General features: G+C 71.7%; 17 protein-coding genes and 1 pseudogene. 6 read left to right on the top strand and 12 right to left on the bottom strand.

The window, feature by feature from the left end; genetic code table 11:
* Positions 1–331: 331 nt before the first annotated feature.
* Positions 332–2,881: an alpha-glucan family phosphorylase gene (gene glgP / locus OOZ19_RS18945; protein WP_266091451.1), complete on the bottom strand. Its 2,550-nt coding sequence runs from the start codon at positions 2,879–2,881 to the stop codon at positions 332–334.
* Positions 2,882–3,107: 226 nt separating this feature from the next.
* Between glgP and OOZ19_RS18940 the strand changes: the two genes are divergently transcribed.
* The 5 genes from OOZ19_RS18940 to OOZ19_RS18920 all read left to right on the top strand — a co-directional run bounded on the left by OOZ19_RS18940 (position 3,108) and on the right by OOZ19_RS18920 (position 8,006).
* Positions 3,108–4,394, top strand: coding sequence for a neutral zinc metallopeptidase (locus OOZ19_RS18940; protein WP_266091450.1), 1,287 nt, complete (start codon positions 3,108–3,110; stop codon positions 4,392–4,394).
* A 580-nt stretch (positions 4,395–4,974) separates the two neighbouring features.
* On the top strand, positions 4,975–5,562 hold the full coding sequence (locus tag OOZ19_RS18935; RefSeq protein ID WP_266091449.1) for a cysteine dioxygenase: 588 nt from the start codon (positions 4,975–4,977) through the stop codon (positions 5,560–5,562).
* Positions 5,562–6,017: a rhodanese-like domain-containing protein gene (locus OOZ19_RS18930; protein WP_266091448.1), complete on the top strand. Its 456-nt coding sequence runs from the start codon at positions 5,562–5,564 to the stop codon at positions 6,015–6,017. The genes OOZ19_RS18935 and OOZ19_RS18930 overlap by 1 nt, the downstream gene beginning before the upstream one ends.
* Positions 6,018–6,285: 268 nt before the next feature.
* Positions 6,286–7,053, top strand: a complete 768-nt coding sequence (locus tag OOZ19_RS18925; protein ID WP_266091461.1) for an ABC transporter ATP-binding protein — start codon at positions 6,286–6,288, stop codon at positions 7,051–7,053.
* A gap of 170 nt (positions 7,054–7,223) precedes the next feature.
* The gene (locus OOZ19_RS18920) at positions 7,224–8,006 is read left to right on the top strand and encodes an enoyl-CoA hydratase/isomerase family protein (RefSeq protein ID WP_266091447.1); all 783 of its coding nucleotides are present in this window, start codon (positions 7,224–7,226) and stop codon (positions 8,004–8,006) included.
* Positions 8,007–8,450: 444 nt separating this feature from the next.
* Here the strand turns inward: OOZ19_RS18920 and OOZ19_RS30205 are convergent.
* Positions 8,451–8,978, bottom strand: a pseudogene (locus tag OOZ19_RS30205) (metallophosphoesterase); the annotation flags it as partial.
* A gap of 381 nt (positions 8,979–9,359) precedes the next feature.
* On the opposite strand from OOZ19_RS30205, the gene OOZ19_RS18910 reads away from it, so the two are divergent.
* On the top strand, positions 9,360–10,538 hold the full coding sequence (locus OOZ19_RS18910; RefSeq protein WP_266091445.1) for a THUMP-like domain-containing protein: 1,179 nt from the start codon (positions 9,360–9,362) through the stop codon (positions 10,536–10,538).
* Between the two features lie 199 nt (positions 10,539–10,737).
* Here the strand turns inward: OOZ19_RS18910 and OOZ19_RS18905 are convergent, their stop codons facing one another.
* The 10 genes from OOZ19_RS18905 to OOZ19_RS18860 form a co-directional block, all read right to left on the bottom strand.
* Positions 10,738–11,487, bottom strand: a complete 750-nt coding sequence (locus OOZ19_RS18905; RefSeq protein WP_266091444.1) for an alpha/beta hydrolase — start codon at positions 11,485–11,487, stop codon at positions 10,738–10,740.
* Positions 11,488–11,536: 49 nt separating this feature from the next.
* Positions 11,537–11,851 (bottom strand): Rv1322 family protein, encoded by a 315-nt coding sequence (locus OOZ19_RS18900; protein WP_266091443.1) that lies wholly within the window; start codon positions 11,849–11,851, stop codon positions 11,537–11,539.
* A gap of 53 nt (positions 11,852–11,904) precedes the next feature.
* Positions 11,905–12,882: a DUF3558 family protein gene (locus tag OOZ19_RS18895; RefSeq protein WP_266091442.1), complete on the bottom strand. Its 978-nt coding sequence runs from the start codon at positions 12,880–12,882 to the stop codon at positions 11,905–11,907.
* Positions 12,883–13,138: 256 nt separating this feature from the next.
* Positions 13,139–13,816, bottom strand: a complete 678-nt coding sequence (dhaM, locus tag OOZ19_RS18890) for a dihydroxyacetone kinase phosphoryl donor subunit DhaM (RefSeq protein WP_266091441.1) — start codon at positions 13,814–13,816, stop codon at positions 13,139–13,141.
* Positions 13,816–14,448, bottom strand: a complete 633-nt coding sequence (dhaL, locus tag OOZ19_RS18885) for a dihydroxyacetone kinase subunit DhaL (RefSeq protein ID WP_266091440.1) — start codon at positions 14,446–14,448, stop codon at positions 13,816–13,818. Before dhaL ends, dhaM begins: the two co-directional genes overlap by 1 nt.
* 18 nt (positions 14,449–14,466) lie before the next feature.
* Complete coding sequence (gene dhaK, locus OOZ19_RS18880; protein ID WP_266091439.1) at positions 14,467–15,462, bottom strand: dihydroxyacetone kinase subunit DhaK; 996 nt, start codon at positions 15,460–15,462, stop codon at positions 14,467–14,469.
* A 512-nt stretch (positions 15,463–15,974) separates the two neighbouring features.
* Positions 15,975–17,486: an aldehyde dehydrogenase family protein gene (locus OOZ19_RS18875; RefSeq protein WP_266091438.1), complete on the bottom strand. Its 1,512-nt coding sequence runs from the start codon at positions 17,484–17,486 to the stop codon at positions 15,975–15,977.
* A 250-nt stretch (positions 17,487–17,736) separates the two neighbouring features.
* On the bottom strand, positions 17,737–18,696 hold the full coding sequence (locus OOZ19_RS18870; RefSeq protein ID WP_266091437.1) for a hypothetical protein: 960 nt from the start codon (positions 18,694–18,696) through the stop codon (positions 17,737–17,739).
* Positions 18,697–18,876: 180 nt separating this feature from the next.
* Positions 18,877–19,143, bottom strand: a complete 267-nt coding sequence (locus tag OOZ19_RS18865; protein WP_266091436.1) for a hypothetical protein — start codon at positions 19,141–19,143, stop codon at positions 18,877–18,879.
* A gap of 13 nt (positions 19,144–19,156) precedes the next feature.
* Positions 19,157–20,839, bottom strand: coding sequence for a sodium:solute symporter family protein (locus OOZ19_RS18860; RefSeq protein ID WP_266091435.1), 1,683 nt, complete (start codon positions 20,837–20,839; stop codon positions 19,157–19,159).
* Positions 20,840–21,254 lie beyond the last annotated feature (415 nt).

The raw sequence follows: 21,254 nt of genomic DNA, 5'->3' as shown, positions 1-21,254 counted from the left end.
AACCCGCGGGTGGTCGGCTTGTGGACGTGGGCTAAAGCGCTTCGCGCTTTACAGGCACGGCCTTCGGCCGCAAGGCAAGCATCGCTTCGCTCGCCCACCGCACGGCTTCGCCGCAAAGGCACGGCCTACGGCCGCAAGGCAAGCATCGCTTCGCTCGCCTACCGCACGGCTTCGCCGCAAAGGCACGGCCTTCGGCCGCAAGGCAAGCATCGCTTCGCTCGCCTACCGCACGGCTACGCCGCTAGGCACGGCCTTCGGCCGCTTGGCGGGTTTTGCTTCGCTTGCTTGGGGCGGGGTTCGGCGCCTGGCTTGGCCGCTCGGCACCGCCTCGTCACGCCAGGACGATCCGGCCCAGTTCCGCCGCGCCGGACAGCAGCGGGTGCTTGGGCAGCACCCGGACCGTGTAGCCGGTCGGGCCCGCGTGCGGCAGCGTGACCGTCGCCTCGTAGTGGCCGTCGTCGGCCGGGCGCATGGACTCCGTCGTGAACTCGTGCAGCTTGTCGGCGTCGTCGACGCGGCCCACCACGACCTCCACGTCCACATCGGACTGTTCCAGGCCCGCCAGGTCCACCTCGGCCCGCACCGTGATGCGCCCGCCCAGCAGCGGGGTCGCCCCGTCGTCCACGGACATCCGGGTGGAGCCGATCCGCACCCACGACCACGCCGCGCTCAGCCGCGCCCCGTACTCCGCGATCTCCTTCGCGCCGTGGAAGTCCTGGTCGGTCATGGCCTGCACCGACCGCGACGCCGGACCGTAGTAGCGGTCCACGTATTCGCGGACCATGCGGGAGGACTGCACCCGCGGGCCCAACGTGGCCAGCGTGTGCCGCACCATCGACATCCACTTGCCGGGCACCCCGTCGGTGCTGCGCTCGTAGAAGGTGGGCGCGACGCTGGTGGAGATGAGCTCGTAGAGCGCGGCGGCCTCCAGGTCGTCGCGGCGGTTCTGGTCGGTGACTCCGTCGGCGTTCGGGATCGCCCAGCCGTTCTCGCCGTCGAACAGCTCGTCCCACCAGCCGTCGCGCACCGACAGGTTCAGCGCGCCGTTGAGCGCGGCCTTCATCCCCGAGGTGCCGCACGCCTCCAGCGGGCGGACCGGGGTGTTGAGCCACACGTCGCAGCCGGACACGAGGTACCGCGCCAGCGACATGTCGTAGTCCGGCAGGAAGACGATGCGGTGGCGCACCTCGGGATCGTCGGCGAACCGCGCGATCTGCTGGATCATCGCCTTGCCGCCCTCGTCGGCCGGATGCGACTTGCCCGCCACCACCAGCTGCACCGGGCGCTGCGGGTCCAGCAGCAGCCGCCGCAGCCGCTCGGTGTCGCGCAGCATCAGCGTGAGGCGCTTGTAGGTCGGCACCCGGCGGGCGAAGCCGATGGTGAGCACGTCCGGGTCGAAGACCGAGTCGCACCAGCCCAGTTCCAGGTCGGAGGCACCGCGTTGCAACCACGCCTGCCGGAGCCGGCGGCGCACCTCGTCGACCAGCCGCTGGCGCAGCGAACTGCGCAGCTCCCACAGCAACGGGTCGCTCACCGGTTCCATGCCGCGCAAACCCGCGCCGCTGTCCATTTCGGACTCGCCGAGCAGCTTGCCGAGCTCCCGCGCCGACCACGTCGGCCCGTGCACCCCGTTGGTGACCGAGCCGATCGGCACCTCCTCCACGCCGAAACCGGGCCACAGCCCGCGGAACATGGTGCGCAGCACGCCGCCGTGCAGCGCGGACACCCCGTTCGCCCGCTGCGCCAGCCGCAACCCCATGTGCGCCATGTTGAACATGCCCGCGTTGTTCTCCGCGCCCAGCGCCAGCACCCGCTCCGTCGGCACCCCCGGCAGCAGCGCTTGCGAGGAACCGTCGCCGAAGTAGTGGCGCACCAGGTCCACCGGGAACCGGTCGATGCCCGCCGGAACGGGGGTGTGCGTGGTGAACACGGTGCCCGCGCGGACCGCGGCGACGGCCTCGTCGAAGTTCAAGCCGGGCGCGCCGTGCAGCTCCCGGACGCGTTCCAGCCCGAGGAAACCGGCGTGGCCCTCGTTGGTGTGGAAGACCTCCGGCTCGGGGTGGCCGGTGAGCTCGCAGTAGGCGCGCACCGCCCGCACCCCGCCCACGCCGGCGAGGATCTCCTGCCGGATCCGGTGGTCCGAGTCCCCGCCGTAGAGCCGGTCGGTGGTGCCGCGCAAGTCGTCGTCGTTGTCCGGCAAGTCCGTGTCCAGCAGCAGCAGCGGAACCCGGCCCACCTGGGCCTTCCAGATCCGCGCGCGCAGCACGCGCCCACCGGGCATCGCCACCCGCACCAGGATCGGCTCGCCCGAAGGTTCGGTCAGCGTCTCCAACGGCAGGCCCTTCGGGTCCTGCACCGGGTAGTGCTCCTGCTGCCAGCCCTGCTCGGACAACGCCTGCCGGAAGTAGCCGGAGCGGTAGAACAGGCCCACCCCGATCAGCGGCACCCCCAGGTCCGACGCCGACTTCAGGTGATCGCCCGCCAGCACGCCCAGCCCGCCGGAGTAGTTCGGCAGCGCCTCGCTGACCCCGAACTCCATCGAGAAGTACGCCACCGAGGACGGCAGCACGGCGCCTTCGGCCTGCCGCTGCTGGTACCAGCGGGGCACCGACAGGTAGTGCCGCAGGTCGTCGTCGACGGCGCGGGTGCGGGCCAGGAATTCGTCGTCCTGGGCGAGCCCGCGCAGCCGCTCCGCCGGGACCTCCTCCAACAGCCGCAGCGGGTCGCCGCCCACCCGCGACCACACCGCCGGGTCCACCGCCGCGAACAGGTCTTGCGTCGGCGGGTGCCACGTCCAGCGCAGGTTCGTGGCCAGGGTTCCCAGCGCCGCCAACGGCTCCGGCAGATGTGCTCGAACGGTGAATCGGTGGACGGCTCTCACGGCGGCTGACCCTATCTCGCGGTCGATGTCGATGTCTGATTCTGAACGTCCGGCCGCGCACGCGTACCCGTGCGGCGCCGCCCGTTCCGGCGATCGGCCGACGAGGCGCGCGACCGGTTCCGCGACTCGTGGTCGACGCACCCGGCTCCAGGCGTGTCCGACAGTCTCGCAGCCCGATGACGACGCCGTGGCCGGGTGATCAACTCGATGATGCGAAGCTGACGGGGTGCGCACTCGGCGGATCCGGATCCTCTCCGCTGCCCTGCTGACCCTCGTCCTCGGGGTCGCGGGGTGCTCGCAACCTGCGCCGACACCACCCGGCCGGGCCGGATCGGCGACGGTCGACCCCGGGTTCGTGCACGGCACCGACGGCGGCGACGTCGACCGGCTCGCCGCCACCGTCATCAGCGACGTGCAGGCGTACTGGGCGGCGACGCTGCCCGCCGTGGCCGGGCGGCCGTGGCACGACCTCGACGGCGGCTACTTCTCCGTCGACACCACCGCGAGCACCGGGCGGCCCCCGCCGTGCTCGGGCACGGTCTCGAACCTGGAGGGCAACGCCTACTACTGCGCGTCCGTGGACGCCATCGCCTGGGACCGCGCGGCGCTGCTGCCGGTGCTGCGCGAGCACTACGGCGACGCGGCGGTCGCCGTGGTCCTCGCCCACGAGATCGGCCACGCCGTGCAGCAGCGGTCCGGAGTGGACGTCGGAGCCGGCACCGACGCGGCCCGCGTCGAAGCGGGCGCCGACTGCTACGCGGGCGCGTTCCTGCGCGCCGCCGCCGACGGGCGCACCGAACACCTGCGCGTCTCCCCGCAGCAGCTCGACCAGGCGCTGCACGCGCTGATCGTGTTCCGCGACCCCATCGGCACCGACGCGTCCTCCGGCGACGCGCACGGCACCTCCTTCGACCGGATCACCGCGTTCCAGGACGGCCACCGGGACGGGCCGGGCCGCTGCGCCGACGTCCCCGTCGATCGAGCCCCCACCAGCGGCGTTCCCGACGACGGCAACGAACCGCTGGAGGCGGTGATCGACCGGACCGGCGCCGCCGCGGCGGAGTTCTTCGGCGAGCAGGTCGCCGCCGCGGGCCGACCCTGGACGCCGCCCGCGGTGCGCGCCGCCCGCGACTGCCCGGCCGACCCGGTCGGGTACTGCGCCGAGCGCGGCCTGATCGGCTACGACCCGGCCGGGCTCGACGAGCTGCACCGCGACATCGGCGATCAGGCGACGGCCACCCTGCTCGCGGCCCGGCAGGCGCTCGCCGCGCTCACCGCGCTCGGGCGGCCGACGACCGGCGCCGCCGCGGGCACGGCGATCAGCTGCCTCACCGGGGCCTACACGGCCACCGAACCCGAGCTCTCCGCGGGCGACCTGGACGAAGCGATCGAATCCCTGCTGGTCAGCGACAGCGCGTCCCGCGATGCTGTCGGCGGCCAGGCCCTCACCGGCGGCGAGCGGGTCGCCGCGTTCCGCACCGGACTGCTGCACGGTCCCGTCCACTGCGGATGATCACGGTCCGTGGCGGGATCCGCTAGCGAATAGCGGAACATCGCTCACCGTTCGGAGCCTGGGATCGACCCGATGTCACCGCGCACCATGATCGAGGAACGCTCCACGGGGGTTGCGGTCCGATCTTGCACAGTGGTCCGGCGAAGGGGAACCTCCCCGCCGCCGGGTCCGGCCTGACGCCGCGAACACCTCCCACCACCGATCCGCACTGGTCGACAGCCACGAGACGCCTTCGGCGACGAAGGCGCGAACAAGGGAACCTTCCTGTCACACGAGCCCCACCGACGCCCACATCGCGGGACGCGACCGGCCCACGCTGGCCGCGACCCGCTCGGACATGCCAGGATCCGGTCCGTGCCGGATTCGTTGCTTACTCGTGATCGCGTGATCGACCTGTTCCTGGTCGTCACTTCGGCTTGTCACTGACCGCAACTTCCCGTGACCCCACCGGGTCGACGACGCGGCATCGCGATTCCTCACCTCCCCGCCTGCCCTGCGGCACGCCGCGCGCTCCAGCGCTGGGGCGCCGTCGATCGGCCCGGTTCCGATTCAGCTCACGAACCAAGGAACGGAAACGCCCATGTCCGCACCCACGCACGTCTCCCAGTACACGCCGACCGAAGAGATCCCGGAGCTCGGCGCGGTCGAGCTGCACCCCGCCCTGGACCTGCCGCTGCTGCGCGACTCGATCCGCCCGGACCACGAGCTGTGGACGCCGAAGGAACTGCGCGACCTCACCACGCTGGCCATCACCGAACTCACCGGATCCCTGCTGGACCTCGTCGAGGTCCACGACGAGGAGCGCTGGTGGGCGCGGCTCGGCCTCACCTCGGGCGTCGAGCTGTGGCTGCTGTCCTGGGCGCCCGGCCAGGGGACGAAACCGCACGACCACGGCGGGGCCTCCGGATCGTTCGCGGTGCTGTTCGGCGAGGTCCGGGAGGACTACCGCTACCCGGCGGGCCCCATCCGCGAGGCGCACCACGGCACCGGCTCGTCGATCGGATTCGGCGCCGGGCGCGCGCACCAGGTCCGCAACACCAGCGCGGTGAACGCGGCCACCGTGCACGCCTACTCGCCGCCGCTGCTGCCGGTGCGCCACTACGCGGACCTCTCCGACGTGCCGCCCGTGGCGCCGCAGCCGGCAGGCCCGATCCGGAAGAACATCTGATGAGCGAGGTCACCGTGCCGACGCAACGACCCCACGCCGACGAGGCCCCTGGTTTCGGCCCGTACGGCATCGACCACCTGCTCACCGACGCCCGCGGCGACCTGGACCGGGTCGATCCGCGCGGCGCCGCGGAGCTGCAGCGCAACGGGGCCCTCCTGATCGACATCCGGCCGGAGTCGAACCGGCTCGCCGAAGGCGAGATCCCGGGCGCGCTGAACGTGGAGCGCATCGTCCTGGAGTGGCGGCTGGACCCGTCCAGCCCGCACCGGCTCGACGGCCTGCGCGTCGACCAGCCCGTGGTGCTGGTCTGCAACGAGGGCTACGCGTCGAGCCTCGCCGCCGCGCAGGCCCGCGAACTCGGCCTGGGCCGGGCCACGGACCTGATCGGCGGGTTCCGGGCGTGGCGCGCGGCCGGGCTCCCCGTCGTCGACGGCGGCCACGCCCCCGTCGGCTGAGACGTCCGCCGCGGCGAGGGCGTCGTCCACCGGACGGCGCCCTCGTTCGCGCGCGGGACCGGCCTCCGCGCTCCGCCCGCCGGGCACCGGGACGGCGGTGCCCGGCGCCCCCGGTCGAGCCCGGCCGCAAGCACCTGGTGCGGGACCGGAAGAATGAGTCCCGGAGGGGACCGGCGGGTGATCGCCAGGCGGTCCGAACGGCGCCGGAACCGTGCGCAGAGCGGCCGGAAACGGCTGGGAGGTGGACGTGGACGACCTGGTCATCCGGATGGACGGAGTCGGAGTCCGGCGAGGTGGAAACGCGCTGGTGTCCGACGTGAACTGGTCGGTGGAACTCGACGAGCGCTGGGTGGTGCTGGGACCGAACGGCGCGGGCAAGACCACGCTGCTCAAACTCGCCGGCGCCGAACTGCACCCGTCGGACGGCACCGTCGACGTGCTCGGGGAACGCATGGGCCGCACCAACGTGTTCGAGCTGCGCCCGCGGATCGGCCTGTCCTCGGCCGCGCTGGGCTCCCGCGTGCCCGGCGACGAACTGGTGCGGGACGTGGTGGTCAGCGCCGGGTACTCGGTCCTCGGCCGGTGGCGCGAGGAATACGACGAGATGGACACCGACCGGGCGTCCGAACTGCTGGACCTGCTCGGGGTGGCGCACCTCGCCGACCGTTCCTTCGGAACGTTGTCCGAAGGCGAGCGCAAGCGCACCCTGATCTCCCGCGCGCTGATGACGGACCCGGAGCTGCTGCTGCTCGACGAACCCGCCGCCGGGCTGGACCTGGGCGGGCGCGAGGACCTGGTGGCCCGGCTGTCCGCGCTGGCCATGGATCCGGAAGCACCCGCTTCGGTGCTGGTCACCCACCACGTGGAGGAGATCCCGCCGGGGTTCACCCACGCCCTGCTGCTGCGCGAGGGCACCACCGTGGCGCAGGGGCTGCTGGCGGACGTCCTCACCGAGGACAACCTCTCGAAGACCTTCGACCAGGACCTGGAACTGCAGCAGAGCGGCGACCGCTACTTCGCCCGCAGGCGCGCCTGACCGACCGCACCCGCGCGACGGGCCCCCGCTCCCAGCCGAGCGGGGGCCCGTGCCGTTTCCGGCCGCGCAAGGGGCCGTGCGACACCACTACTGAGATCGTCGACACTGACGGTCGGCGGGAACGCGGGATAGCCTCCGGGCAAGCGGCAGTTCGACGAGGAGGTTGCGGCGTGGGTGAGTTCGTCAGGCTCGACGTGGAAGGCGCCATCGGCACGATCAGGTTGGAACGGCCGCCGATGAACGCGCTGAACCGGCAGATCGAGCAGGAGCTGAAAGCCGTGGCGGCGGAGGCGGCCGAACGCCCCGACGTGCGCGCGGTGATCGTCTACGGCGGCGAGAAGGTGTTCGCGGCCGGCGCCGACATCAAGGAGATGGCGGAGATGTCCTACTCGGACATGGCCGTCAAGGAGGAGAACGGCCTCACCGCCGCGATGAGCGCCGTCGCCGCGATCCCGAAGCCGACCGTCGCCGCCATCACCGGCTACGCGCTCGGCGGCGGGTTCGAACTGGCGTTGAGCTGCGACCGCCGCATCATCGGCGACACCACGAAGGTCGGTCAGCCGGAAGTCCTGCTCGGAGTGATCCCCGGTGCCGGCGGCACCCAGCGGCTCGCCCGGCTCGTCGGGCCCAGCAAGGCGAAGGACATCATCTTCTCCGGCCGGTTCGTCAAGGCCCCCGAAGCCCTGGAACTGGGCCTCGTCGACGAGGTCGTGGCGGCCGACGAGGTGTACGCGGCGGCCCGCAAGTGGGCCGAGCAGTTCGCCAACGGCCCGGCGCGCGCGCTCGCGGCGGCGAAGGCCGCGATCGACGGCGGCCTCGACATGGACCTCGACAACGGCCTGCGCCTGGAGACGCAGATCTTCGCCGGGCTGTTCGCCACCGAGGACCAGAAGATCGGCATGCGCTCGTTCATCGAGAACGGTCCTGGCAAGGCTGAGTTCACCGGGCGGTGAGTTCTGGCTCGACGCGCTCGGCCGCGGGAGCGATGAACGCGGCGGGATGGTGTGGCAACGCCGTTTCCACACCGTCCCGCTACGCCCCGCGGTCCCAGGTGTGATCTGGTCCCGTGCCGCAGGCCGGCCACCCGCGATGACGGCTGCGGCGAAATGCACCTCATCGGCGGCGCGCACCACGATCGGCACCCGGCCCCGGTCTGAGCGAGCGCGGGCGTGCAACGAGCGGGTCATGCTCGTGCAGGACGCCGACGACTCACCGGATGGTGTGGAAGTGGCCGACGGCTCGCCCAAGATCATCGATCTGGTGCAGCACGACGGCCGGTTCCGCGTCCCGGTCCAGCTCGTTGGCGCCGGGCTCGTAGGGATAAGGCGCAGCGTTGACGCGATGCCGGGGGCGATCCGGGCCGGGACACCGGCCACCTCGCTCGCCACCGCGATGTGGGCGTGCCCGCACAAGATCACGCTCGGCCCCCGTCGGGCGGTGAGCGGCCCGATCAGCCGTTCCGGCTCGATCAAGCGAATCGGGTCGAGCAGGTCGCTGCCGATCTCGAGGGGAGGGTGGTGCACCGCGACGACCAGCAAGCCCGGTTCCGCCGCAGCCTCGTTCAGCAGTTCCAGGCTCTCCTCGGCCAGGAAGCCGTGATCCTGACCCGGCACCACGGAATCGGCCAGCAGCAGGCGTGCCGAGCCGTGGCTCGGCACGCTGGTGATCGGCTCGTCCGACTCGGCGAGGCCGAGCAAGGCCCGCATCGGGCGACGGCGGTCGTGATTGCCCGGGACCATCAGGGCGTCTACCCCGGCGAACAGCTCGTACTCCTCGACCGCCCCGTGCTCGGCGATGTCGCCGGTGACCAGGACCAGGTCGGGCTGCGGGTTCAGCGCCCGGATGTGCTCCAGAGCCCGCTGGACCCGGGCACGGGCCCGCGACGAACAGTCGAGGTGCAGGTCTGACAGGTGGGCGATCAGCATGTCCACGCTCCCCAAGCACAGGCCGATGGCCCCATGTCCACGCCGACGGTGTCACCGCTCGCCGCCAGTGCAGATCCGTCCGGTGGTCCCGCCGAAGACCAGACTTCTGCTCCCCGCCTTCGAGCGGGTGGCAGCCGGTCCGCGGACGGGGCGTCGCGCGGCGGAGGACCTGCCACCGGCCAAAACTGAGGGCTGCCGTGCGGTCGACGCGACCAACGCCCTCGTCGACGACGACACCCCGGCTCGGACCGGACCTGCTGGGGCACGTGTCCGGAACGGGATCCGGGCTTCGTTTCCGGGCAACGTGTTTCACCGGCTCTCGGCGGTGGCGGCTAAAGTGCGGCGGTCCAGGCAGAACACGTGTGCGGTGGTGAAGATCAGGTGGCGTACGCCTTCGACCTCGATGATGTGGCCTTCCTGCGCTCCGCCGCCGGGTCCGAGGCCGTCGCGGTGGTGGCGCAACGGCCGCTGACCGCGGAATCGCGGCTCGCCGACGTCGCCGCCGCTCGAGCCGCCGCCGGACCGCGCTTCGCCGCGGCCGTGCTGGAAACCGCCGTGCTGCGCGGCAAAGCCGAGTCCAAATTGGACAGTGCTGGGCAGTGGCTGTTCACCGCGGACTCGTTGCAGCAGGCGACCACCGCCGCCGTCGCCCGGCACCGCGCCCGGCGCCTCACCGGCCGCGCCGTGCACGACGTGACCTGTTCGATCGGCGCGGACCTCCGGGAAGTGGCGCTGGTCGCCGAGCGCTGCGTCGGCTCCGATCTCGACGAGGTGCGGCTCGCCATGGCCCGGCACAACCTCACCGCGGACGGCCGCCCCGTCGGGCTCGCGCGCGCGGACGCGCTGCGCCCCGCCACCACCGGGACCACGATCGTCGCCGACCCCGCGCGCCGCGACGGCACCGGCCGCCGCCGTTGGAACCCGGCCGACCTGGTGCCACCGCTGGACGCGCTGCTCGACGTCTACGCCGGCCGCGACATGGTCGTGAAATGCGCGCCCGGCCTCGACTTCGACGCCATCCCCGGCCACGCCGAAGTGGAGATCGTTTCGCTCGCCGGGCAGGTCCGGGAAGCCGCCGTGTGGCTCGGCGACCTCGCCGAGGACGGGGTGCGGCGGCGCGCCACCGTGCTGCGCGCCGACGGGCCTCCCGACGAACTCACCGATCGAGCCCCCGACGAGTGCCCCGTGCTCGACGTCGGGCAGTGGATCGTCGACCCCGACGGCGCGGTGGTGCGCGCGGGACTGGTGCGCCACTACGCCGCGCGGCACGGGCTCGGCCAGCTCGACCCGCGCATCGCCTACCTCACCGGCGACGCGCCACCACCCGGGATCCGGGCGTTCCGGGTGATCGACCACGGGAAGTACGCGGAGAAAGCGCTGCGGGCACTGCTGCGCGAACACGACGTGGGACGGCTGGAGATCATGACCCGCGGCGTCGACGTCGACCCCGACGCGCTGCGCCGCAGGCTCAAACCGCGCGGCGGCACCGAGGCGACGGTCATCCTCACCCGCATCGGCAGCACTCCCCGCGCCTACCTCTGCCGGGCGGAACGCACCTGACCCCGCCGCGCCTCTCCCCTGGATCCGCTTCTGCCGCCGATCCGCGAGAACCTGCGGCACACCAGGGGAAACGAGTTCACGGTCGTGGAGCCGACGCGGAGCGCAGGCAGGGCTCACCACATCGGGGGCCACTCGCCCCAGGTGCGCGAGCTCTCGAAGTCCGCAGTGCCGCACTCGCCGGGAACGCCGAGGTCCGCGCTCACTGGCCGACGATGGTGACCTGACGCGTCTCGGACGGGCCGTCCCACGTGCGCGGCAACGGCGTGGCGACGTCGGGAGCGACGATGTCCACGATGGCGTCCAGCGCCGCCTCCGCCTTCCCGACCCACAGGTGCTTGGTGTCGTCGAACCCGGTGACCCGCGCCTGCGGGATCGTCGCGAACCGGCGGAGCGCCTCGTCCGGGCGGAGGTAGTCGTCGAACTCCGGCACCAGCGCGTGCACCGGTTTGCCCGACTCGCCCCACGCCCGCAGGTGCTCCTCCGTGCTCCAGCGCAGCGGCGGCGAGATCAGGATCGCGCCCCGCACCAGCGGATCCAGCCCGTGCACGAGCGTCAGGTCCGTGCCGAACGACCAGCCCACCAGCCACACGTTCGGCAGGTCGTGGAACTCGGCGTACTCCAGCGCCGCGGCCACGTCGAACCGCTCGGAGTCGCCGTTGTCGAACGAGCCCTCGCTGCGCCCCGCCTCGCTGGCGGTGCCGCGGGTGTTGAACCGCAGCACGGCGAGGTCGGCGAGCGCGGGCAACCGGAACGCGGCCTTGCGGTAGAGGTGCGAGTCCATCATCCCGCCGTGCGTGGGCAGCGGGTGCAGGCACACCAGCGTGGCTCGCGGAGCACCGTTCGCGGGCAACGACAACTCACCGATCAACTGCAGCTCATCCGCGGTGTGCAGGGTGATCTGCTCCCGCTCGGCAGGCAGCACGGTGTTGGCGCGGATCTCGGTGCTCATCGGCTCGATCCTCCCACGCCCACCTGATCGCACCGGTGTGAGATGCCCGTCAGGACCAGCGCCGAGTGGGGCCGCGGCGACCGCGGGCCCGCCAGCACCCGCTGTGCCAGTGCCGCCGGTCGGCGACGTCGCCCTGCTCATCGGCGGGCCACGCCACGACGTGGCCGACCCCGGGCCGCACCTCGTGATCGCAGCCGGGACAGCGGTAGGTCTTCGTGGCCTGCGCGGCCGGAACGGTCCGCACCACCCACTCGCCGTCCGGTCCTTCCTCCACCCTGGACCAGCCGAAACCGGAACCCATCGGCCGAGGACCCGGCCCCGGCGAGTCACCGGGTGGGCGCTGAGGACGGTTGCGGCGCGGCACGCCCCCACCGTAACGGCACCGGCTCGTGCCCGTATCCAGCCCTCGCGGGCGGCCTACGGCCGAGGAAGTCCCGGCCACGCGCGTTCCGCGAGGCCCCTGGCGAACTCGCAGGCGTCCAACCCGGTGCCGTCGGGGTACGCCACGACGATCATCGCCACCTCGACCTGGCCGCCACCCGGTTCGCCGAACGGGATGTGCCCGGTCTCCGCCGAGCACAACGGGGTGCTCGGGTCGCCGCCGACGACGCTGGTCACCGTGCGGCGGCCCGCGATCGACTCCTCCACCGCCGACCCGTGCAGCACGGCCGGCGGATCACCTGCGGTGTGCACCAACCGCACCCGCGGTGACGCGGCGTCCTCCTGCCCCCACTGGCACTGGTGGCCCGCCGGGGACGCCACCGGTTCGGCCTCCTCCAGGCCCGGCACCTCGCGCACCACCTCGGTGCCGAGCGCCCGGCACGGGTCGCTCAACGCCAGCGAATTCGGCGGGTACGGGCGGTGGCGCACCTGGTGCCGCCCGATCGCGGCGACGACGTCACCCGCCCCCGCCTCGGCCAGCCCGCACAGCGCGGCACCCGTCCCGCCGTCGAGCTGATCGGCGCTGACCAGCAACGAAGTGCCGTCGCCGAACAAGACCCGCCGCGTGCAGTGCCCCGGCAACGGCGCCTCCCGCGCGATCCGGAACGCACCCGCGCCGACCACCGGATCGGCCTGCTCCAGAGCTTCCCGCGCGAGTTCGCCGACCTTCAACTGCGCCAGCGCGCCCTCGGCCAGCCGCACCCGGAACAGGCAGTAGTCCAACGAGACGGTGCCCGCGTCGCGCGCCTCGCCGAACTTCGCCAGCGACGCGGGATCGATCAGCGAACAAGGGTCGACCGTGCGCGGATCACCGAGAGCCCCGGCCACCGTCGCGGACTCGCGGTCCGACGCGGGTTCCGGACGCTGCTGCGCGACACCGCTGCAGCCGACGGCCCACAGCAGCAACGACACCAGCACCACCGGCAGGCCGAGAGAACGGGGGCGCAGCGGCATCGCTCCAGCCTAACGTTGTTCGGGGTGAGGCTCGTTTTGCCGGGGTGTCCGGGTGGCGGGTGACCGGCTTTTCGACGTGGGCTATGCGCTGACGCGCATACAGGCACGGCCTTCGGCCGCGAGGCAGGCTTCGCTTCGCTCGCCCACTGCACGGCTTCGCCGCAAGGCACGGCTTCGCCGCCCAGTGCGCCGAGCGCCCGGTCCACTTCGGACCGCGCTGGTGGGGCGGGCGCTGTCGCGGCCCGCCCCGCCGGGCTCATTCGCCGAAGTTCTGGTCCACCAGGTCGAGGATGCGCTGCACCGCAGCGCTCGCGTCAGCGCCCGTCGCCACCAGGGTGATCCGGTCGCCCTTGCGAGCACCGAGGCCCATCAGGCCGAGCACGCTCGCAGCGTCCGCCTCCGAGTCGCCCGCCCGCACCCGGACGTCCGCCTGCAGGCCGGTGAGGCTGCGAGCCAGCAACGCCGCCGGACGAGCGTGCAAGCCGACCTCGTTGCGCAGCTCGATCTCCTCGGTGATCGACTCCCCGGCCTCGGAGACCGGCGCCTGCTCCGCCTCCGAACCGACCCCGGCGCCGGTCGCCGCCCGCGCCACCGCATCCCGGTCCTTGCCGCCCTGCGCCTCCACTGCGGCGGCCACCGCGCCCTCGACCAGCGGCGCGTCCGCCACGATCGCCGTCGTCGGATCGCCCAGCGACTCCACGGCGAGCTCCGCCGTCATCTGCGCGCTGCCCAAGTCGTAGAGCAGCACGACACCGGAACCGGAGTCGGCATCCGACAGCGCGGCCGAGACCTTCTCGAAGTCGGTGCCGACGGCACCGCCCGCCAGACCACCCGCGGGCACGACACGCACGTCCGGGGCCATCTGCGCGGCGAGCTCCGCCACACCGGCGGCGAGCTGTTCGCTGTGCGAGACGATGACCAGGCCGACACTCATCACACGGACCTCGATTCGACGAACGCGGACAGCAGCAACGCGGTCGACCGGGCGCCCGGATCGACATGCCCCGCGCTGCGTTCTCCCAAGTAAGAAGCACGCCCCTTGCGGGCGACGAGCGGTTCGGTGGCCTCCGCCCCGGACTTCGCCGCCTCCGCGGCCACCGCCAGCACCCGGGCCGGACCGGCACCGTCGGCGGCAGCCGCCTTCGCCGCGTCCACCGCCGGGATCAGGGCGTCCACCATCGTCTTGTCCCCCGCCACGGCCTTGCCGCGGGCGACGACCCCGTCCAACCCGGCCTGCAGCGCCGCGGCCACCGCCGGACCGTCCAGCTCCAGCGCATCGCCCACCGCCGCGGCGGCGCGCAGGAAGGCCGTGCCGTAGAGCGGGCCGGACGCGCCACCGACCGTCGAGATCAACGTGGTCGCGACCTGCTTGAGCACCGCACCCGGCGTCTCCGGCACCGCCGTGTCCAACTTCGACACGACCGCGCGGAAACCGCGGTCCATGTTCTCGCCGTGGTCGGCGTCGCCGATCACCCTGTCCAGCTGGATCAGCTCATCCCGATGCGCGGAGACCGCCGCCGCGCCCGCGCGCAGCGCGCCGATCACGTCCGTTGCCGTGCAACCCATCTAGTCCACCCGTCCTAGTCACCAGTGCAGTGCGGCGGTGCGCACCGGGTCGTCCCACAGTTCGGTGAGCTCCTCGTCGAGCTTCAGCAGCGTCAGGCTCATGCCCTGCATGTCCAAGCTCGTCGTGTACGGGCCGACCAGCCGCCTGCGCACCCGGACGCCGCGCTCGGCCAGCAGCCGCTCGGCGATGCCGTGCGCCCCGTACAGCTCGATCATCGGCGTCGCGCCCATCGAGTTCGTGAACAGCAGGACGTCGTCGCCCTCCGCGAAGGGCAGGTCCTCCAGGATCGGCTCCAGCAGCTTCGCGACGATGCCGTCGGCGCTCTCCATCGGCAGGCGCCTCCTACCCGGCTCGCCGTGGATGCCGATGCCGATCTCCATCTCGTCCTCGCTGAGCGTGAAGCTCGGCTCCCCCGCGTGCGGGACCGTCGGCCCGGTCAGCGCCACGCCCATCGACCGCACCTGGCCCACCACTCGCCGGGCGATCGCCTCGCACCGCTCCAAGCTCTCGCCGCGCTCGGCGGCGGCGCCGACGATCTTCTCCACGAGCACGGTCCCACCGACCCCGCGCCGCCCAGCGGTGTGCGTCGAGTCCTTCACCGCCACGTCGTCGTCGACGATGACCGCGCGCACATCGGCGCCTTCCAGCCCGGCCAGCTCCGCGGCCGTCTCGAAGTTCAGCACGTCACCGGTGTAGTTCTTCACCACCAGCAGCGCGCCGGCGCCCGACTCGGTCTCGCTGATCGCCGCCTGCACCGCGTCCGGTGTCGGCGAGGTGAACACGGCGCCCGGCACGGCCGCGGTGAGCATGCCCGCGCCGACGAACCCGCCGTGCAACGGCTCGTGCCCCGACCCGCCACCGGAGATCAACGCGACCTTCCCGGCCACCGGCGCGTCCGCGCGCACGATCAACGCGGGGTCGGTGCGGACCCGCAGCAGCTCCGGGTGCGCGGCGGCCATACCTCGCAACGCGTCGCCGACCACCGTCGCCGGATCGTTGATGATCTTCTTCACCGTTGGCCTCCTTGCCGCCGGTTCGCGACCGCGGCGCCACCTGTTCGACGACCGGGTTCGCGGGAACGTACGGACTCCCGGACCGAATGTGCCCGGGAGAACCGCCTCATCGCATCCTCACGCCGATCCGAACCGGGCGGAAGCTCCCGCTCCGGAGCGCACATTCGATCACTCCGAGCGGGCAGGTTACGCGGGGTCGGCCACATTCCGGTCACGCCCCGCGCGGCGCGTGACCTACTCGTGGCAGCCCTCCACCCATCGGTCACGACGCCGGCCGTCGCCCCACCGGTGAGGAAGGGAACCTTCCTGTCACCGAGCCGAGGAAGGGAACCTTCCTGTCATCCGCAAGCAGGCCGAAGCCCCGGCGCGGGGAGGACATCGCCCAGCACCGGCGCGGCTCCAGCGGACACGGCCATCGCGGCGAGGAAGGGAACCTTTCTGTCACGGAACAGCGCGACCGGGCGGTTCCGCGGGGCGGCCTGGTTCGGAAAGCTCCCCTCCTCGGGGACGGTTCAGCGGCTTCGGGTGAGGCGGATCAGCCGCACGACGGCGCCGACCGTGCCCTTCGAACGGGCGAAGGTCATCGGGTTCAGCGGGTTGCGGAACTTGGTGCGGGTCATCGACTGCGGGCGCGCGAACTCGCGCAGCCCGTCCTCACCGTGGATGCGGCCGAACCCGGAGTCGCCGACACCGCCGAACGGCAGCGCCGGAACGGCAGCGAACGAGATCACCGAGTTGACGGCGACCATCCCGGAGCGCAGCTTCCGCGCGAGCTCGACGCCTCGGGAGCGCGAGAACACGGTGCCGCCGAGGCCGTAGCGGCCCTGGTTGGCGCGCGCCACGCCCTCCTCCGCGTCGTGGACGCGTTCGACGACGATCGTCGGGCCGAACGTCTCCTCCACGGCGGCCTCCGAGTCGGCGGGGACGTCGACCAGCACCACCGGTTCCACGAACGGCGGGCGCACCGAGTCCTTGCCGCCGATCACCGCGCGGGCTCCCGCGTCCAAGGCCGAGTCGACGTGCCTCCGGATCACCTCGACCTGCGAGGGCATCGTGATCGGCCCCAGGTCGGCGCCGGGCTCGCCGCCGGGGCGGAGCTTCTTGGCGCGTTCGGCGACTAGTTCGAGGAACCTGTCCGCGACGGCTTCGACGACGAACACCCGCTCCACGCCGATGCAGGTCTGACCGGCGTTGGACATGCCGCCCCACACCGCCGCCTCCGCCGCGGCCCGCAGGTCCGCGTCGGCATCGACGATCAACGCGTCCTTGCCGCCGCACTCCACGAGGACCGGGGTCAGCGTTAGCGCGCACGCCGTCATCACGCGCTTGCCGGTCTCGGTGGACCCGGTGAACGCCACCTTGTCCACGCCCGAAGCGCACAGCGCGGCACCTGTCTCACCGAAACCGGTGGTCAGCGCCAGCACCGGGTGCTCGGGCACGATCTCGGCGAAGCTGTCCACCAGCCAGCGGCCGACACCGGGTGTGAGCTCGCTCGGCTTGAACACCACGGAGTTCCCCGCGGCGAGCGCGTAGGCGATCGAGCCCATCGGTGTGAACGCCGGGTAGTTCCACGGGCCGATCACACCGACCACGCCGAACGGCAGGTACTCGACGGTGGCGGCCTGGTTCGACATCAACACCCCGGAACCGACCTTGCGGCGGCGCAGCACCTTCTCCGCCTTGTTCGCGGCCCAGTGCAGGTGGTCGATGACCAGGACCAGCTCCAGCCGGGCGTCGTCGAGCGGTTTGCCGGTCTCCGAACAGATCACCCCGGCGAGTTCGTCGATCCCGCGCACCAGCCGGGCGCGCCACTGGTCGAGGCGCTTCTTCCGTTCCGCGAAACCGAGTTCCGCCCACCACCGACCGGCCACGCGGGCCGATTCCACGATCTCGTTGACCTCGGTGGCGTCGTGCAGCGGATACCGTCCCACGACCTCACCGGTCCGCGGATCGAGCGAGTCGAACGACTGCGCTGAGGCCGCTCCGGCAATCGTGTCGGCGTCGCCGTTGGCGGTCCGGGTCATGAGCTGCCTCCCACCGTTTCAATGGTCGTTGTAATTCGGCAGCCTACGGAATTACCGCGCGCGGCGGCAGGGACTCGGGGCGAAAGCGGGCAATCACATGTGAACGGCGCGAAGTTCGTCATCCGCGTCGCAGGTTTCCGACGGCCGACGCTCACGACCCGTCGCGGACCGTGCCGGTCCGGGTGCGCCGGGTCGCGCGCCCGGACGGCGAACGCCACCCGCGGCGATCGATCGCACGGCGCCGGGCGCCCTAACCCCGGGGGAGTTTCGCCCGCGCCGCGCGGGCGGCCCCGATCGCGTTCGCGCACGGGTCCAGCGGGATCGGCCCGGCGTTGCTCACCGACACCTCGACGAACTCGTCGTCCCCGGAGGCGTTGGTGCCCTGGTTCTCCCACTGCACCCGGCACGTTCCCGGCGTGGTTCCCGGCAGCACCGAGGCGAGCTTGCCGCCCAGGTCGACGGGCGGAACCGTCCCCGTCTCCACCCGGCCCGCCTCGAAGCGCACGTTCGCGGACACCCCGTTCTCCGGCGTCCAACCGCACCGGAACAGACCGCGGGCCACGGCAGGCGCGGTGGCGCCGGCCAGCGCGTCGCGGGCCTCGACGGGGTTGAGCATCGCGCACGGGTCGTAGGAGGCGAGCGATCCCGCGGCGTCGCCGATCGGCGGATCGGTGCGGATGGTGTCGACGATCCTGGTCATGATCTGCACCGCGGCCGAGCACGGGTCGGCCGCACCGTCGCTGAGCAGTTGGACCTGCATGCCGTGGCGGGCGCCCAGGACGTCAGCACCGGATCCCTGGTAGGCGGTGCGGACGAAGCACGTCTCGTCCTCGGGCAGCACCTCGCCCGGCAAACCGCCGATGCGGTGGGTGTCGACGTTGTAGACGTCGTTGTCCAGGTACAGCGTGGCGTTGAACTGCTCGCCGTCGTGGTCCTTCATGAAGTTCGAGCAGGACCCCAGCTCGCCCCGGGTGTCGGAGGCGGGTGCGCCGTACTGCTCCAGCCCGGCGGAACGCAGTGCCGCGCACGGATCGACCGAGCGGAGCCGGTTCGGCGCGAACGCGTCGTCGAAGACCGCGTCCGCGTCCACGTCGAACTCGACGACCGGCACGGTCTCCCGCTGCGACGTCGCCCTCCCCATTCCGGTGGCGCAGCCGGCGGCGGTGAGCAGGACGAGCAAGGTCGCGGTCAAGGTCACGAGTCTGGACACGCGATCACAGTAGCCAGCGAACTCGCCCGGCCGACCCGAAACCGGTCATTCTCGACCTGCGAACGGCGAATTCGTCCCGGGCACCCGAACGCGGCGCCGCCGATCGGGCCGAAGCCACGATCAACGACGCCGCGCGCGGTGCCGGTCGGTTCCGGACCGCTGGGGCCGGAACGGGAGAGGTCAGTGCTCGGCGGCACTCTCCTCGGTCGAGCCGTCGGGAACGATCAGGGGCCGCAACCTGACCCACAGGGCGAACCCGACGGCGAACACGAGCATGCCGAGCCCGCTCCACAGGTTGATGTTCATCCCGGCGGCCTTCGCCACGTCCTCGGCGCTCGCGGTGGCGCCGAGCACGGTGAGCACCAGGCCGTACAGGAAGAACAGCACAGCGATGATCAACCGGATGTCGAAGGCGCCCGCAGTGCGCTTGGGTGTCTCAGTAGCCATGAGGTTCCTCCGGTCAGCCGAAGACGATGTTGAGCACGATGGTGATCACCAGGACGATGCCCGCCATCAAGCCGGGCTTGCGGTACCAGCCCGCGTCCTCGCCGGAGGCCGATGCCTTCAGCTTCGTCCGCGGCGTCAGCGAGTACACCAGACCGACCAGTTCCTCGTCCGGCTTCGGCCGGGTCACGATGCTGACCAGCACGCTGACCACGATGTCCACCACGAACGCCGCACCGGCACCGACGAAGCTCGCGCCCTGACCCGGCAGGTCCAGCACCCCGGTCTCGGCGAGGGCGAACACGGCGACCGCGGACGCGGTACCGAGCACCAGGCCGAGCCAGCCCGCGGTCGGGGTCATCCGCTTCCAGAACATGCCGAGGATGAACGTGGCGAACAGCGGCGCGTTGAAGAACGAGAACAGCTGCTGCAGGTAGTCCATCAGGTTCTCGTAGCCGGACGCGATGAACGCCGTGCCGATCGCGATCACGGTGGCGCCGACGGTCACCCAGCGACCCATGCTCAGGTAGTACTGGTCCGACCCGTCCTTCTTGATGTAGGACTGCCAGATGTCGTAGGTGAACACCGTGTTGAACGAGCTCAGGTTCGCCGCCATGCCGGCCATGAACGAGGCGAGCAGACCGGCCAGCGCCACGCCGAGGATGCCGTTGGGCAGCAAGTCCCGCATCAGCAGCAGGATCGCGTCGTTGTAGTCGACGTTGCCCGTCGAGGTCGCCTTGAACACGACCAGTTCCTGCACCGCCACACCGGCGATCATGCCGGGGACGATGACGATGAACGGGATCAGCAGCTTCGGGAACGCGCCGATGATCGGGGTGCGCTGGGCCGCGGACATGCTCTTGGAGGCCATGGCTCGCTGGACCTCGACGAAGTTCGTCGTCCAGTAGCCGAAGGCCAGCACGAAGCCGAGGCCGAACACGATGCCCAGCACGCTCAGGAAGCTGTTGGTGAACCCGGTGAGCTCGGTGCCCGGCCACGCCGAGAGCTGCTCGGCTCCGCCCGGGCTGGCGCTCACCTTGTCGACCAGGCCTTCCCAGCCGCCGACCTTGTGCAGCCCGACCAGGGTCAGCGGCAGCAGCGCGGCGACGATCACGAAGAACTGCAGCACCTCGTTGTAGATCGCCGCGGACAACCCGCCGAGCGCGGTGTAGGTGAGCACGATCGCGGCGGCGACCAGCACCGACACCCACAACGGCCAACCGAGCAGCACGTTCACGATGCTGGCCAGCAGGTACAGGTTGACACCGGCGATGAGCACCTGCGCGAGCGCGAAGCTGATGCCGTTGACCAGGTGCGCCGGTTTGCCGAAGCGCCGCAGCATGAACTCGGGAACGCTGCGGACCTTCGAGCCGTAGTAGAACGGCATCATCACGATGCCGAGGAACAGCATCGCCGGGACCGCGCCGACCCAAAAGTAATGCATGGTCGGCATGCCGTACTCGGCACCGTTGGCCGACATGCCGATGATCTCGATCGCGCCCAGGTTGGCCGCGATGAAGGCCAACCCCGTCACCCACGCCGGCAGCGCGCGCCCGGACAAGAAGAAGTCCAGGCTCGTGGAGACCGAGCGCCGTGCGAGATAGCCGATGCCGAGCACGAACACGAAGTACAGCGCGAGCAGCACGTAGTCGACCGCGCCGGCATCGAGCCGCAACTCTTCTTGGGCTAGCACGTCCACGGCTACCCCACCTCCAGACCCAACAAAGTCCAACGATAATCACCACCCGATCGGCGGCAGACGGACACTACCGCACAGTGGGACCGCTCACACTGGACCGATACCAATTCGTTGGGTGTCAACTTTCGGCGCAATCGACACTCCTCCGAGCAGCGGAAACGTCACGGACAGTCAGACGCCGTCCCTGCCGAACAGCAAACGACGCGGCGCCTCGCGGACCGAATCAGGACACGGAATCCACCACGCGACCACGGCGCAGTCCACAGGAGAAAACGAAAATCAACCCGAGTCGAGGCAAGAGCGCTCGCGATCGACGGGCGCCCGCGCGAGACCACCGGACGCCCTGGCGATCCACCGAGATGAGCGGCGAAGTCGACCGGCCGGACCGGCGGCACCAGGATGAACGCGAGCGGCG

The sequence above is a fragment of the Saccharopolyspora sp. NFXS83 genome (assembly GCF_026241095.1).
In the GTDB taxonomy this organism is placed as follows: domain Bacteria; phylum Actinomycetota; class Actinomycetes; order Mycobacteriales; family Pseudonocardiaceae; genus Saccharopolyspora_C.
This window is presented reverse-complemented; position numbering and strand designations above follow the sequence as displayed.